General features: G+C 69.9%; 13 protein-coding genes. 8 read left to right on the plus strand and 5 right to left on the minus strand.

What is annotated here, in order from left to right; genetic code table 11:
• Positions 1-21 precede the first annotated feature (21 nt).
• Genes ACUZ2Y_RS30720 through ACUZ2Y_RS30735 form a run of 4 tightly spaced genes read right to left on the minus strand, consistent with a single transcriptional unit; the run spans position 22 to position 3,453 of the window.
• On the minus strand, positions 22-624 hold the full coding sequence (locus ACUZ2Y_RS30720) for a TetR family transcriptional regulator (protein ID WP_476325456.1): 603 nt from the start codon (positions 622-624) through the stop codon (positions 22-24).
• 1 nt (position 625) lies between these two features.
• On the minus strand, positions 626-1,831 hold the full coding sequence (locus ACUZ2Y_RS30725) for an NAD(P)/FAD-dependent oxidoreductase (protein ID WP_476325458.1): 1,206 nt from the start codon (positions 1,829-1,831) through the stop codon (positions 626-628).
• Positions 1,832-1,834: 3 nt separating this feature from the next.
• The gene (locus ACUZ2Y_RS30730; protein WP_476325460.1) at positions 1,835-2,026 is read right to left on the minus strand and encodes a ferredoxin; all 192 of its coding nucleotides are present in this window, start codon (positions 2,024-2,026) and stop codon (positions 1,835-1,837) included.
• Complete coding sequence (locus ACUZ2Y_RS30735) at positions 2,026-3,453, minus strand: fatty acid desaturase (RefSeq protein WP_476325462.1); 1,428 nt, start codon at positions 3,451-3,453, stop codon at positions 2,026-2,028. Before ACUZ2Y_RS30735 ends, ACUZ2Y_RS30730 begins: the two co-directional genes overlap by 1 nt.
• A 131-nt stretch (positions 3,454-3,584) precedes the next feature.
• Here ACUZ2Y_RS30735 and ACUZ2Y_RS30740 point away from each other — a divergent pair, with 131 nt between their 5' ends.
• Positions 3,585-5,495 (plus strand): intein-containing Rv2578c family radical SAM protein, encoded by a 1,911-nt coding sequence (locus ACUZ2Y_RS30740; protein ID WP_476325464.1) that lies wholly within the window; start codon positions 3,585-3,587, stop codon positions 5,493-5,495.
• Between the two features lie 152 nt (positions 5,496-5,647).
• The gene (locus tag ACUZ2Y_RS30745; RefSeq protein WP_476325466.1) at positions 5,648-6,292 is read left to right on the plus strand and encodes a hypothetical protein; all 645 of its coding nucleotides are present in this window, start codon (positions 5,648-5,650) and stop codon (positions 6,290-6,292) included.
• A 114-nt stretch (positions 6,293-6,406) separates the two neighbouring features.
• Here ACUZ2Y_RS30745 and ACUZ2Y_RS30750 read toward each other — a convergent pair whose 3' ends face one another.
• The gene (locus ACUZ2Y_RS30750; RefSeq protein ID WP_476325468.1) at positions 6,407-7,285 is read right to left on the minus strand and encodes a hypothetical protein; all 879 of its coding nucleotides are present in this window, start codon (positions 7,283-7,285) and stop codon (positions 6,407-6,409) included.
• 459 nt (positions 7,286-7,744) lie between these two features.
• Between ACUZ2Y_RS30750 and aspS the strand changes: the two genes are divergently transcribed.
• The 6 genes from aspS (at position 7,745) to ACUZ2Y_RS30780 (ending at position 14,874) form a co-directional block, all read left to right on the plus strand.
• Positions 7,745-9,541, plus strand: a complete 1,797-nt coding sequence (gene aspS / locus ACUZ2Y_RS30755) for an aspartate--tRNA ligase (protein ID WP_476325470.1) — start codon at positions 7,745-7,747, stop codon at positions 9,539-9,541.
• Positions 9,542-10,483 (plus strand): DUF389 domain-containing protein, encoded by a 942-nt coding sequence (locus tag ACUZ2Y_RS30760; protein WP_476325472.1) that lies wholly within the window; start codon positions 9,542-9,544, stop codon positions 10,481-10,483. It begins immediately after the preceding gene.
• A 166-nt stretch (positions 10,484-10,649) separates the two neighbouring features.
• The gene (locus ACUZ2Y_RS30765) at positions 10,650-11,864 is read left to right on the plus strand and encodes a hypothetical protein (RefSeq protein WP_476325474.1); all 1,215 of its coding nucleotides are present in this window, start codon (positions 10,650-10,652) and stop codon (positions 11,862-11,864) included.
• Positions 11,865-12,005: 141 nt separating this feature from the next.
• Positions 12,006-12,827, plus strand: a complete 822-nt coding sequence (locus tag ACUZ2Y_RS30770; protein ID WP_476325476.1) for an SGNH/GDSL hydrolase family protein — start codon at positions 12,006-12,008, stop codon at positions 12,825-12,827.
• A 10-nt stretch (positions 12,828-12,837) separates the two neighbouring features.
• Positions 12,838-13,935 (plus strand): pyridoxal-phosphate-dependent aminotransferase family protein, encoded by a 1,098-nt coding sequence (locus tag ACUZ2Y_RS30775; RefSeq protein ID WP_476325478.1) that lies wholly within the window; start codon positions 12,838-12,840, stop codon positions 13,933-13,935.
• Between the two features lie 12 nt (positions 13,936-13,947).
• Positions 13,948-14,874, plus strand: a complete 927-nt coding sequence (locus ACUZ2Y_RS30780) for a zinc-binding dehydrogenase (protein WP_476325480.1) — start codon at positions 13,948-13,950, stop codon at positions 14,872-14,874.
• Positions 14,875-15,200 lie beyond the last annotated feature (326 nt).

The raw sequence follows: 15,200 nt of genomic DNA on the forward strand, positions 1-15,200 counted from the left end.
GGACTGGCCTGCACCCGCGGATCAGGGGAACAGCACTCGCCGGGCGATCCACGCGATGTCGGCGGCGGTTTCCTCCGGGCTGCCCGAAGGCTGCATGACATGGCTGAGCACCACGCGCACGACCGTGTCGATCGCCGCGTCGAACTCCCAGGCGGTGAACGGGAGCCGGAACGGCCGCATCCGGTCGGCCACGACGGCCTTCGCGGTGCTCAGCAGCGACTCCGCGTGGGTGGTCAGCAGCGGCAGCAGTTCGGTATCTGCGCCGTGGGTCGCGGAGACGATGGCGCGCAACAGGGTGTTGCCCTCGGCCAGTTCGAGGACGCCGCGCACCGCCGCGGTGATCGCGGCGATCAGGTCCTCGGGGTGGTCGTCGAACGCCCGGTCGACGACCGCGAGGAACCGCCCCAGCTCGTCGAGCACCATGGCCTTGGCCAGGGCGGGCTTGGTCCCGATCTCGTTGTACACCGTCTGACGGCTCACCCCGACCTCGTCGGCGAGCCGCGACATCGTCACCGACGCCCAGCCCGACCGGGTGGTGAGGGCGGCCGCGGCGGCGATGATGCGCTGTCGCTGCGGGCCACCGGCCGCGACGTCGGTCGATTCGGCCATCGTCACGACGTTCATGCTAGGCGGCACCTTCCCGAGCGCTGAATGCGAGCGCCTCCGACCAGTCGCCGCGCCCGGCGATTCGCTTGCGGAACTTCATCACCTCGCGCGGACGGTCAACTGTCAGCGCACCCACGATCCGGTCCCCCCGGCGATAGAGAGCCGTGAACGTATCGGTGTCCACCACGCGGACCTCGTCGCACTCCGGGGTGCCGACGAACTGGATGCGGTGGCCGTACCAGTCCGACCAGAAATAGGGGACCGGCGCGAGCCCACGCGCCGACGCCGGGTCAAGGGCGTGCCGGGCGGCGGCCGCGCCCTGCTCCGCGGCGTTGGTCCAGTGTTCGAGTCGCATGAGGTCGCCGTCGAAGAGCGGGTTGGGGACGTGCGCGACGTCGCCCGCCGCGTACACGCCCGGCACGCCGGTCCACAGCGTCTCGTCGCAGAGCACGCCGCCGTCGCGTTCGTGCAGGGGCACGCCACTTCCGCGCAGCCACCCGGTCGCGGGTGCCACGCCGGTCCCGACCACGACCAGGTCGGCTCCCAGCACGGTCCCGTCGTCCAGCCGGACACCGGTCACCCGACCGTCGGCCGACTCGATGGCCGCGACGCCGACGCCCAGCCGCAGGTCCGTCCCGTTCGCGCGATGCAGGTCCGCGCACACCGTGCCCGCGTCGACTCCGATCGACCGGCTCAGGGGCAGCGACGCCGCCTCCACGACGGTCACCTCGTGCCCGCGCGCCCGAGCCGCCGAGGCCACCTCGGAGCCGATGAAACCCGCGCCGACCACAACCGTCCGCGCACCCCGGTCGAGCGCCGACCGGATCGCCACGGCGTCGTCCGCGGTGCGCAGCTGGTGCACCCCCGCGACACCGGACGTGCCCGGGAACGGCCGCGGGGACGCGCCGGTCGCGATGATCACCGCGTCGTACGGGATCGTCCGCCGCCCGACCGACACCTCGCAGGCGACCGTGTCGAGCGTTTGCGCGGGCGTGCCGAGCAGCAGCCGCACGCCCAGCTCGTCGCGCAGCTCGGCCTCGCCGCGGAACGGCCGGACCTCCGTCGGGCCGTCGGTGCCGAGGAACGCCTTGGACAGCGGCGGCCGGTCATAGGGCAGGTGCGGTTCCGCGCCGATCAGCGTGATCGGTCCGGTGTGCCCCGCCCGGCGGGCCGACTCCACCGCGCGCAGCCCCGCGAGCGAGGCACCGACCACGACGAGGTCCACGGGTCAGCCGTCCAGGCTCAGGGCGAGGACCGGGCAGGCGTCCACCGCGGCGAGCACCGCTGTGCGGTGCTCCTCGCCAGGAGTCCCGTCGAGGACCGTCACGGTCCCGTCGTCGCCGACCTCGAAGAAGTCCGGCGCCATCGCCTCGCACATGCCCAGGCCCTCGCAGCGGGCTCGGTCGGCCACGATCCGCATCACACGCCCACCTTCGTCACCGGCCGGAAGTCGATCTTCTCCCGCACACCGCAGTCCGGGCAGCACCAGTTGTCCGGCACCGAGCTCCACGGCGTGCCCGCGGGGAAGCCTTCGCGCGGGTCGCCGACAGCTTCGTCGTAGACGTAGTCGCAGCCCGGGCACTGGCCGACGTGGATCAGGTTCGCGGGTGTGCGGACCTGATCCACATCGGTGTCCGCGCGGCCCTCCGTGGTCGACGTGGCGGCCGTGCCGTATTTGGCCAGGATCTTGTCGCGCTTGCGAGGCGCGATGTTCGCCTTGGTGAGGTCGCCGCCGAAGTGCGCGACCACCCGCGGGTCCATGACCCGCCGCCACACGGGCGGGACCATGGCGAGCACGATCATGCCCGCGTAGCCGGTCGGCAGCACCGGGGACTCCTCGAAGTCGCGCAGCGTCTGGTAGCGCCGCGTCGGGTTCGCGTGGTGGTCGCTGTGCCGCTGCAGGTGATAAAGCAGCACGTTGGTGGCGATGTTGTTGGAGTTCCAGCTGTGGCTCGGGGCCACGCGCTCGTAGCGTCGGCGGTCCGGTGGGCCGACCTGCTCCCGCAGCATCCCGTAGTGCTCCAGGTAGTTGACGACCTCCAGCAGCGAGAACCCGACCACGGCCTGGATGAGCAGGTACGGCAGGATCCCGACGCCGAAGGCGATGATCATCGCGCCCCACAGCGCCGCGGACATCAACCAGGCGTTGAGCACGTCGTTGCCCAGGCGGAACGGGTGCTGGTCGCGGCGGGCGTAGCGCTTCTTCTCCAGGTGCCAGGCGCTCTTCACCGAGCCGAAGACCGTGCGCGGCCAGAACTGGTAGAGGTTCTCGCCCATCCGGCTGCTGGCCGGGTCCTCCGGCGTCGCGACCCGCACGTGGTGGCCGCGGTTGTGCTCGATGTAGAAGTGGCCGTAGAAGCTCTGCGCCAGGGCGATCTTGGACAGCCAGCGCTCGTGGCTCTCCTTCTTGTGGCCGAGTTCGTGGGCGGTGTTGATGCCGATCCCGCCGATGCAGCCGATGGAGATGGCCAGGCCGACCTTCTCGACCACCGACAGGCTGTCCCCGCCGATCAGGGAGAACGCGGTGATGAAGCCCGCGTACTGGATCGGCAGGAACGCGTAGGTGATCCAGCGGTAGTACTTGTCCTTCTCCAGCGCGTCGATCACGTCGTCCGGCGGGTTCGACCGGTCCAGACCGGCGATGAGGTCGATCGCGGGGACGATCACCAGGATCACCACCGGCCCCAGCCACAGCCACACCGCCCAGTCGGTGACCTGGTGCAAGCCGATCGCGAGGAACGCCAGCGACGGCACCACCAGGCCGATCAGCCAGAGGTAGCGCTTGCGGTCGGTCCACGTCTCGGTCGAGCTCTGCGAAACGGTCCCGGTGTCCTGTCCTGGCCTCATTGCCCTCGCCTCCCGGATGTTGATTGGACAAAACCATAGCTTTTGTAAAACAGATTTGACAAGGGGTGAGTTTTTGTAAACCACCGATCGGGTCGTTGACACCGTGTTCGAACATGTGTTCGACTAAGGTCGTGCGATGGGATGGGCAGCGGGTCGGTAGTGCGGACGAGCAGGCACTTCCCGGCCTGCCCGGTCTGGTGCGCAGCGTGCGGACGCCGGAGTTCGCGGGCATGGTCTTCCACGAGGTGCTGGCCAAGTCCGTGCTCAACCGGGTGCCGGGTGGCTCGCCGATGCCGTTCCAGTGGACGGTCAACCCGTACCGCGGGTGTTCGCACGCGTGCGGCTACTGCCTGCACGGCGACACCCCGATCCTGATGGCCGACGGCTCCACGAAGCCCATCTCGGCGCTGCGCGTGGGCGACCGCGTCTACGGCACGCAACGCCGGGGCAGCTACCGGCACTACGTGCCGACCGAGGTGCGCGACCACTGGTCCACGGTCAAACCCGCCTACCGGGTCACGTTGGAGGACGGCACCTCCCTGATCGCGAGCGGCGACCACCGGTTCCTCACCGAACGCGGCTGGAAACATGTCACCGGGACGGTCGCGGGCCCGGGCAGGCGCCCGCACCTGACGGCGGGCAACAAGCTCATGGGCACCGGCCGCTTCGCCGCGCCGCCCAAGGACACCGCCGACTACCGCCGCGGCTACTTGTGCGGAATCGCCCGCGGCGACGGCGGGGGAGCGCCCGCCGACGAGATCCACGCGCGCGTCGCCGAGTACCTGACCGGCGACCTGGCGCAGAGCCTGCCGGTCCCGTGGCCGCAAGCGCCGACCGACGAGTGGCGCAAAGGCCTGCTGGCGGGCGTGTTCGACAGCGACGGCACCTTCGCCAACCGGATCGTCCGGTTCCGCAACCTCGGCGCGAAGGCCGCCGCCGCGGTCCTCGAAGCGTTGGCGCACTTCGGTTTCCAACACGCGGTGGAGGAGCGCAGGGCCCCCGAGGGCCGCTGCTGTGTGCGCGTCGACGGTGGACTCGCCGAGCACCTGCGGCTGTTCCACACCATCGGCCCGGCCGTCGCGGCCAAGCGCACGATCGACGACGCCGCGATCAAATCCGCGGCCCGCCTGGGCGTGGTCGAGATCCAGGCGCTGGGCATCGACCTGCCGCTGTTCGACATCACCACCGGCACCGGAGACTTCATCGCCGACGGCGTCGTCAGCCACAACTGTTTTGCCCGCGCCAGCCACAACTATCTCGATCTCGACGCGGGCCACGACTTCGACAGCCAGATCGTGGTCAAAGTCAACGCCGCCGAGGTGCTCGCCAAACAGCTCCGCGCGCCGCGCTGGACCCGCGAACGCGTCGCCATGGGCACGAACACCGATCCCTACCAGCGCGCCGAGGGCCGCTACGGGCTGATGCCCGGGATCATCCGCGCGCTGGCCGACACGGGGACGCCGTTCTCCATCCTGACCAAGGGCACGGTCTTGTCCCGAGACCTGCCGCTGCTCACGGCGGTCAGTTCCGACGTCGCGGTCGGCGTCGGTGTCTCCATCGCCCTGCTCGACCGCGAACTGCAGCGCGGACTCGAACCCGGCACCGCCTCCCCGCAGGCCCGACTCGAGTTGGTCCGCCGAATCACCGACGCCGGTTTGCCCTGCGCGGTCTTCGTGGCCCCGGTCCTCCCGGGCCTCACCGACTCCAGGGAACAGCTCGATTCCCTCCTCGCCGAGATCGCCGCGGCGGGAGCAACGGGGGTGACAGTGCTTCCTTTGCATCTACGCCCAGGCGCGAAGGAATGGTTCGCGAAGTGGCTGGCACGTGATCATCCGGCGCTGGTCCCGTTGTACCGACGTATCTACGGGACAAGAAGCACCGCAGACCTCGCCTACCGCCGCGCGCTCGACACCCGAGTCGGCCCGCTCCTGCGCGCACACGGCTTCGCCGGCCGAGACCCGGTCGCCCCTTCCTGGCCGCGCGGCAGCCTGCCCTCGCGGGCGGAGGCGCCGTTGGTCCAGGAGCAGCTGACCCTGCTCTGACCGGCAGGCCATGATCGGACGGAAAGCGTGCGGGTGGTGGCGCGCGGAGAGGTGTTGATCAAACAATCCGTACCCGTACCTGTTGGGGTACGGATTGTTCAGCGGGCCGCCCGCCCCGATCGTGGGTCTCCCTCAGCCCAGGAGACCCGCCAGTGTCGATCTTCCCCACCCACGTCACCCGGGGCGACTTCGCCGTGTCCGTCGACTCCCTGTCGGCGAAGGTGGACGCGCACGACAGCACCACCGTGGTCATCGGCACAACGCCGGGCTCGCGCCCGCAGACACTCACGATGGCCGCGCTCGGCCTGCCCGGCGGGGTGTCCGCGACCTTCTCGCCCCCGCTTCTGGCGGCGGGCGGGTCATCCCGGCTCACCCTGGTCTGCGGAAGCTGGACACCCGGCGGAATCCACCCGGTCACCGTCATGGGGACGAACATCGACGGGGAAGTCGCAGGCTGCTTCTTCTCCCTGACCATCACCGCCCCGGAACGCGAACCAGGCGGCGCGCGAGTGTGGCTCAACCCGGCCACCGAAACCGCCCAGGCGGGCTTCGCCGCCCAAACCCGCGTGACGGTGACCGGCGGGGGAGCGGTGCGCTTAGCCGTGCGGGACGCCCCCGCGGGATCGCGCGTAACCTTCAGCCCCACAGTGGTTTATGAGGGTGGCCGCGCGGTGGTCTGGATCTTCACCGCCCCCGACACCCCACCCGGGCGGCACCCCATCACCGTCTCCGCCACCAACGCCCGCGGCCAGTCAGGCACGGCGGTCTTCACCCTCGACGTGGCGACCTGGCGCTGACCCTCGCTTAGGGAGGAAGAGGGCAGGCCGACGAGTCATAGCGGGCCGAGGCAATGCCCTCGGCCCGCAAAGCGCCAGGTGACCCCAAGACAAATTCGGGGAGGCGGACTAGCCCTAGTCGGGCCACTCCCAGCGGACGCACAGGATCCCCGGACCGAAGTCCAGAGCCACCGTGTGCGCCTTCCCGTCCGGTGTGCACTCCAGCTTGCGCCGATTCGTCACCTGGTCGTCGCCGTCGACGGTGTACTGCTCGAGGTACGCGGGCAGTGCCGACGGGTCGAAGCGCAGTTCCAGAACGAACTCTCGAACCGGCGTGGTGAACTTGCGGCAGTAGCTGTCGTCGCCGCGCGAGTACGGCGGGCCGGGGTGCTTCAGCTCGTATTCGACGATCGCCGTCTCACCGCGGCTCAGCGGCTGGTCCAGCAGGAATTCCGCGGCGACCAGGCCGGCGCCCGCGTCCTGGGCGGATCGGCCCAGTCGGCAGCTCTCGCCCGCGGTGATCGTCGGGAACGGCCTGCCGGGCCGTTCGAGGTCGTAGACCATCACGGTCCGGTCCGCGCCGTCGTGTTCGGCGCGGAAGACCTGGCGGATGTTGATCGACTTCTCGCCGCGGTCGGCCGCGATCACCATGCGGTCGTGCTGGCTGAGTTTGGTCATGGCGGCGTCGGTCGTGAAGTCGATGCGCTTGAGCAGCTGCGAGACGGGCTCGCTGTTGCCCCACAGTGCCTCGACGGTCAGCCGCGACGACTCGCGGTTGACTCTGCCGCGCGGGCGGGGCGGTCCGAGCAGGGCGATAAGCGACCCGGTCGGCACGCACAGCACGTCTTCGAGATGGCCGAGCGCCGCGAGTGACTCGGCGCGCTCTGGCCTGCGTCTTCCCGACTGCCAGTAGCTCAGTGCCGTCACGCTGATCGAGACGCCGCGTGCCCGCAGTCGGTACTGAATACGGTCCAGACTGAGACCGCTGGCCTGGATCGCAGACCGCAGTGCCATGGGGAACGCGTCAGCCGCCAAAGAATCCGGCTCGGCCGTCATCGCATGGCGGACACTCCCGTTCTGGTGAAGTTCACGAACTGGCTCGCGGGTGATACCGCTACCCATGTTCACTCCCTGGGTTACCCCTTACGCCCTGACGGTCACAGTACGTCGTAGGCGTCCCTATGGGTAGCCACAGTGTTAATTCGTGGGTAACCGTTTCGCTGCCTTCAGTGACCAGATAGCCCTATCGGCCCTACTGCTATGCCCCCAAATGGGCCAATGTCTGCCACCGAACGGTTGACTACGATGGTCGCGCCCCATGGCGCTCTGTTGACTGCTAAGGCAGTCAAGTCCCAGGTGGAAACCTGCTCGACAGAACCAGGCGTCCATTGGCTAGCCTGACCTCTACACATGTTGCCCCGGTCGAAAATTCGCCTGGCGGCGTCCCACCATCTGGACAGGAGCGCGTCACCCGTGATCCGCACGCACGAGGCCGGAACACTCCGCGCCGAGCACGCTGGGCAGACCATCACCCTGAGCGGCTGGGTGGCCCGCAGGCGCGATCACGGCGGCGTGATCTTCATCGATCTCCGCGACGGCTCCGGCGTGGCCCAGGTCGTCTTCCGCGAGGGCGAGATGGCCGAGCGCGCCCACCGCCTGCGCGCCGAGTTCTGCGTCAAGGTCGTCGGCGAGGTCGCCGCGCGCCCCGAGGGCAACGACAACCCGGAGCTGCCGACCGGCGCCATCGAGGTCCTCGCCACCGAACTCGTGGTCCTCAGCGAGTCCGCCCCGCTGCCCTTCCCGCTCGACGACAACGTCACTGTCGGCGAAGAGGTGCGCCTGCGCCACCGCTACCTCGACCTGCGCCGCAGCGCCCCGGCCCGCGCGATGCGCATGCGCAGCGAGGCCAACCGCATCGCGCGCACGGTCCTGCACGAGGAGAACTTCCTCGAGATCGAGACCCCGACGCTGACCCGCTCCACCCCTGAGGGCGCCCGCGACTTCCTGGTCCCGGCCCGGTTGGCCCCCGGCTCCTGGTACGCGCTGCCGCAGTCCCCGCAGCTGTTCAAGCAGCTGCTCATGGTCGGCGGCATGGAGCGGTACTACCAACTCGCCCGCTGCTACCGCGACGAGGACTTCCGCGCCGACCGCCAGCCCGAGTTCACCCAGCTCGACATCGAGATGTCCTTCGTCGAGCAGGACGACGTCATCGCCCTCGGCGAGCGCATCATCTCCGCGCTGTGGAAGGAGCTGGCGGACTACGAGATCCCCAAGCCCATCCAGCGCATCCCGTACCTGGAGTCGATGGCCCGCTACGGCACCGACAAGCCAGACCTGCGCTTCGACCTCGAACTCACCGAGCTGACCGAGTTCTTCGCCGACACCCCGTTCCGTGTGTTCCAGGCGCCCTACGTCGGCTCCGTGGTCATGCCCGGTGGCGCGAGCCAACCCCGCAAGCAGCTCGACGCCTGGCAGGAGTGGGCCAAGCAGCGCGGCGCCCGCGGCCTGGGCTACGTGCTGGTCAACGAGGACGGCACGCTCGGCGGCCCGGTCGCCAAGAACCTGTCCGACGCCGAGCGCGAGGGTCTGGCCAAGGCCGCGGGCGCCGAGCCGGGCGACTGCGTCTTCTTCGGCGCGGGCGTCAAGTCCGAGGCGCGGGCCCTGCTGGGCGCCGCCCGCCTGGAGATCGGCAAGCGCTGCGGCCTGATCGACGAGTCCGCCTGGTCGTTCGTCTGGGTCGTCGACGCCCCGCTGTTCGAGGAGGCCTCCGCCGCGGTCAGCGCCGGTGACGTCGCCGTCGGCTCCGGCCAGTGGACCGCCGTGCACCACGCCTTCACCTCGCCGAACCCCGAGTGGATCGACCGGTTCGAGGAAGACCCGGGCAACGCCCTGGCCTACGCCTACGACATGGTCTGCAACGGCAACGAGATCGGCGGCGGCTCGATCCGTATCCACAGCAAGGCCGTGCAGGAGCGCGTCTTCAAGATGATGGGCATCAGCGAGGAGGACGCGCGGGAGAAGTTCGGCTTCCTGCTCGACGCCTTCGCCTACGGCCCGCCCCCGCACGGCGGCATCGCCTACGGCTGGGACCGCATCGTGGCCCTGCTCGCAGGCGAGCCGTCGATCCGCGAGGTCATCGCGTTCCCGAAGTCCGGCGGCGGCTACGACCCGCTGACGGCCGCGCCCGCGCCGATCACCCCGGAACAGCGCAAGGAGGCGGGCGTCGACTTCAAGCCCGCCAAGGTGGAACCCAAGCCCGAAGAGGCGTAAGTGCTCCACCTGCGGGTGGTGTGTCCGCCCGAAAATCGCACGGCCGCGCTCGACTTGCTCTGCACGCATGTCGGTGCGACCCATGTCGTGCTGTTCCCGGGCGCCGCGGTCCAGCCCGCGGGCGACGTCATCGAAGCCGACGTCGCCCGCGAGGCCGCCGACGAGATCCTCGCCGCGCTGTGTTCACTGGGCATCGACCACAGCGGGGGCATCACCCTTGAGCAGATCGACACCGCGATGTCCGACGCCGCCGACCTCGCCGAGCGCGAAGCTCCCGGCGAGGCGGCGGACGCGGTGGTGTGGGAGGAACTCATCTCGCGGACGGGCGAGGAGTCCCGCCTCAACGCCACCTACCTGGCCTTTCTCATCATCGCGTGCCTGCTGGCCGCGGTCGGCGTGATCACCGATTCGCCGATCACGATCGTCGGCGCGATGGTGGTCGGGCCGGAGTTCGGACCGCTCGCCGCGGTCGCCGTCGGGCTGGTCCGGGGGCGCTGGGACCTCGTGCGGCGCGCGAGCCTGGCGCTGGGTCTGGGTTTCCTGGTGGCCATCGCGGTCACCGCGGGCGGCACCTGGCTGGGCTGGACGGCCGGGCTGTTCGACGCGAGCGTCATCGTCGGCGATCATCAGGTCGACTTCGTCTACGAGGTCGGGCCGTGGTCGCTGATCGTGGCCGTGCTGGCGGGCGCCGCGGGCATGCTGTCGATGACCTCGGCGAAGTCCGCGGCCCTGGTCGGTGTGTTCATCTCGGTCACCACTGTGCCCGCCGCGGGCTACATCGCCGTCGCCGCGATCCTCGGCGAATGGCAGAAGGTGTTGGACTCGGCCGGTCAGCTGACGATCAACCTGCTGGGCATCGTGGTCGCCGCTTCGGCGGTGCTGATGGTGCGCCGGAGCAGGCGATTCGCCAACGACGCGGCACGCCCGTTATCGCCTGGCTGAGTTTCAAACCTAGGTCTCACGGTCTGGGAGCACGACACCCGTTCTGGCTTCGTGCCGTGATTTCTCGACCGCCCCCTCCCTCTGGATCGTCGCGTACCACTACGGTCCTCGGGGACACCCAAGGCCCGATCTTGGGGACCTACGATCGGGAGTAGGGTCAGAGGAGATGAGTGTGGAGATCGCCGCCGACCCACCGGAGACGAACGAAACCGTGACGTCACCGGACCAGCAGGCGGAGGTACTGGCGACTGTCGTCGCAGCGGAATCAGTGCTCACCAAGCGGTTCGGGGCCCGGATCCAGCTCGGCGAACCGGAGGACCTCGGCGGCAGTGAACGCTCCATCGTCTTACGCGTGAAGGTGGCGTCGAGCCCCTTCTCCCTCCCACGCACCCTCGCCGTCAAGCGCTACGTCCAGCCGCCGGGCACCACCCCGCGCGACAGCTGGATCCGCGAAGCCGTGAGCTATCAGCTCTTCACAGCGTTGACCGCCGAAGACCGCATGTGCCCGGAACTGTTCGCCCACGACGGCGACACCCGCCTGCTGGTCATGGAAGACCTGGGCCGCGCCCCGACTCTCGCGGGCAAGTTGCACGGCACCGACGCGCGCGCCGCCGAGGGCGCGCTGCTGTCCTGGGCCCGCTCACTGGGCCGCCTGCACGCCACGACGGCGGGCCGCGAAGCCGACTTCGACGCCCTGCTGCGCAGGCAGAGCCCACCCAGCGCCAAGGACCCCCTCGCCGAACACGGCCCCACCGCCGTCGCGGCTTTGCCCGCGTTGCTGGCAAGCGAGTTCGGCATCGAGACAAGCGCCGCGGCCGCCGAGTTCGCCCAGGGCACCGTGGCGTTGCTGGACAACAACAGGCACCGCGCGTTCAGCCCGTCGGACTCCTGCCCCGACAACAACCTGATCACCAACCGCGGCGTGCGTTTCCTCGACTTCGAGGGCGGCTGCGTCCGAAACATGATGTTCGACGCGGCATACCTGACGGTGCCGTTCCCGTCCTGCTGGTGCGCCTACGCCCTACCTCCCGGCATGACCGACGCCATGCTCGCCGCTTGGCGGGCCGAGGTCCGAGTCATGTGGCCGGACCTGGACGACGACGAGGTGTTTCTGCCCAGGTTGCTGGACGCCCAGGTGTTCTGGGTGTGGCTCACGACCTGGCAGTACCTGACCGTCCCGGACATCGACCAACTCGGCTCGGGAGGCGCGGTCGACACCCCGCACCAGAGCGAGGTGTTGGTGGCCCGCTGGGCAGACCTGGCGAAGGCAGCCAAGAGGGCAGGAGCAAGTGCCGTGGTCGACCACGCCGAGGCAGTGGCCGCCGCGATGCGGACCAGGTTCGGCGACCGCACCCTAGATCTCTACCCAGCGTTCCGATAGAGACATCTAAAGCGCCAGGACACCACCCGACCTGACACCCACCAGCCAAACCAGCAGGCAACCCCGATTCTTCGCTGACACGCCCTTCCGCGGTCACCGCGATCTCACCCCGGGGGTGCCCGCAACCCTGATCGTTGACCCGTGACCGCGGTGGCGATTTCCACGGCTTGGACGGCGAGCAGGCTCGCCGTCCTCGGTGACTCGACGACGTTCGGCGTAGGCGACCCACTACCGCGAGGCGGCTGGCGCGGCGTCGGCCCCCTCCTAGGCAAAGCCCTGGGCGCCCAAGTGGAGAACTTCTCCTTCACCGGTGCCCGCATAGCCTGCGTCCACAACCGGCAACTCCCCGAAGCCCTCAAGACCCGCCCTGACACGGCGATCGTGATCGCGGGCATGAACGACACTCTCCGCTCGGACTTCGACCCGAAGCAGATGCGCGCACACCTCACCCGTGTGGTGACCGCGCTCAACGCTCAGGGCGCGATGGTCCTGCTGGCCCGCTACCACGACCACAGCCGCGTCTTCCGCCTCCCCGGTTCGCTGCGCCGCGCCCTCAAGGACCGCATCGACCGTCTCAACAAGGTGATCGACGAGGTCGTCGCCGAGACCGGCGCCCCGTGCCTGGACCTCGACCGCATGCCCGACGCGTACGGCCCCGATGTCTGGGCGGTCGACCGCCTGCACCCCTCCGAACTGGGCCACCGCATGCTCGCCGCCGGTTTCGGCGACCTGCTGGCCGCCGCGGGCTGCGCGGTGCCGAACCCGGTCAGCCTGGTCTGCGAGGGCGGCAGGCCCGCCAACAAGGTCGAGCACTTCGCCTGGCTGATCATCAAGGGGATCCCGTGGCTGTGGCGGCGCGGGCGCGACCTGGTGCCCTACGCCGTGGGGATCATGGTTCGGTCGATGCTGGGCCGCGCCGAACCCAGTGGGCCCGTACCGGCGGAAGCCCCGGTCCGTCCGTAAAGTCCAGGGCATGGCACTGGTTGACCGCGTACTGCTCGGACCCGGACCGTCGAACCCGTATCCGGAGGCGACCGCCGCGCTCGGCACGCCGCTGCTCGGCCACCTCGACCCGGAGTTCCTGCGCGTGCTCGACGAGACGTGCGCGCGCCTGCGGGTTGTGTGGGGCACGGAGAACGCCCGCACCCTGCCGCTGTCGGGCACCGGCTCGATCGGCATGGAGGCCGCGTTCGCGAACTTCGTGCGGCCCGGCGACGTGGTCGTGGTGGCGGTGAACGGACTCTTCGGCGAGCGGATGGTCGACGTCGCCGGGCGCTACGGCGGCGAAGTCGTGCGGGTCGATCACGAGTGGGGACAGCCCATCGACGTCGAGCGCGTCCTCGCCGCGCACCCCGCGCCCAAGGTCGTCGCGGCGGTGCACGCGGAGACCTCGACCGGTGTCCGCAGCGACATCGGCGCCCTCGCGGTCGCCGCGCACACACGTGACCCGGGCGCGCTCGTGGTCGCCGACTGCGTGACCTCGCTGGCCGGTATCCCGGTCAGCGTCGACCACTGGGGCGTGGACATCGCGTACTCCGGCACCCAGAAATGCCTCGGCGTCGCGCCGGGTCTGGCGCCGTTCACGGTGTCCGAGCGTGCGTGGGAGCGGCGCCTGCCGAAGCCGCCTACCTGGTATTTGGACTTGAACCTGATCGGCGATTACGTCGACGGGAGCAACGGTGGCCGCACCTACCACCACACCGCGCCGGTGGCCATGATCGCCTCCTTGCACGCCGCGCTCGGCCGGGTGCTGGAGGAAGGGCTGGAGGCGGTCTGGGAGCGGCACCGGGTCGCGGGGGAGCGGCTGCGGGAAGGCCTCGGCGAACTTGGTCTGGAGCTGTTCGCCGCCGAAGGCCACCGGCTGCCGGAGCTGACGACCGTGCGTGTCCCGGACGGCGTGGATTCCGCCAAGGTCCGGCACATTCTGCTCTCGGAGTACAACCTGGAAATAGGCGCGGGGGCAGGCGCGTTCGCCACCAGTGTGTGGCGCATCGGGTTGATGGGCCACAACGCCCGGCTCGACCGGGTGGAACTCGTCCTCGGCGCGCTGCGCCGGGTCCTCGGCCGATAGGAGTTCGGATACATGCGTGCGACGGTCCTGCATGGTGCTGGTGACATCCGGCTCGAGGACGTGCCCGACCCCGCCCTGCGCGACCCGACCGACGCCGTTGTCCGCGTTGTCGCGGCCTGCGTCTGCGGGTCGGACCTGTGGGGCTACCGCGGTGTCTCGCCGACGGAGAAGCCGCGCCGGATCGGCCACGAGTTCGTCGGTATCGTCGAGGAGGTCGGCTCGGAGGTCCGCACGGTCAAGGCGGGCGACTTCGTGATCGCTCCCTTCGCGGTCAGCGACGGCGACTGCGTGCACTGCCGCAACGGCGTCTACACCTCGTGCGCCCGCGGCGGCTACTGGGGCAGCACCGACAAGGCGGGCAACCCGATCGACGGCGCGCAGGCGCAGTACGTCGTGTCCCCGTTCGCCGACGGCACCCTCGTCGCCACCCCCGGTGTGCCCGACGAGAGCCTGCTGTCGAGCGTGCTGACGCTGTCCGACGTCATGGGCACCGGCCACCACGCCGCGATCGCCGCGGGCGTCGGGCCGGGCGACACCGTGGCCGTCGTCGGCGACGGCGCGGTCGGCCTGTGCGCGGTCCTCGCCGCCCACCGCCTGGGCGCCGAACGGATCATCGTCATGTCCCGGCACGACGCCCGGCAGCGGGTGGCGAAGGAGTTCGGCGCCACCGACATCGTCACCGAGCGCGGCGCCGAGGGTGCCGCGAAGGTGATCGAGCTGCTGGGCGGCATCGGCGCGGACGCGGTCCTGGAATGCGTCGGCACCAAGGAATCCATGCAGCAGGCGCTCGACTCGGTGCGCCCGGGCGGCCGGGTGGGCTACGTCGGCGTCCCGGCGGGCGGACCGGAACTCCCCGTCGGCCAGATGTTCGGCAACAACAAATGGCGGGGGTTGCGCGGCCTCGCACCGTTACGCGCTGAACTTGCGTTGACCTGCTGATTCACGCCGGTTGTGTCCTGTTGCGACCGGTTGCGTCCTGACGTTAGACGGCCTGTAGACGGCCTGGCGGTGGGGCCGTGGCCCTCAGTCTGGTGACCTTTGGAGGGGGCGTGCGTACCGTTGTTGGTGGTCGCTGATCGGGCGTTTCGCAGGGACACCTTGGCGGCCGTCTTAGGTCCCCGTGTCCGGTTTGGAGCACCCCCCAGGCTCCCGGATGCGGGGATCGTTTTCGTGGGGGTTCGCCTCGGGGTGGACGCCATCGGGTGATCGTGTGACGTGGTGGTGGTGGCGCGGGTGGTGACGGTCTTAGCCTTGGGATTGGCCAC

It is taken from the genome of Actinokineospora sp. UV203, from assembly GCF_056323665.1.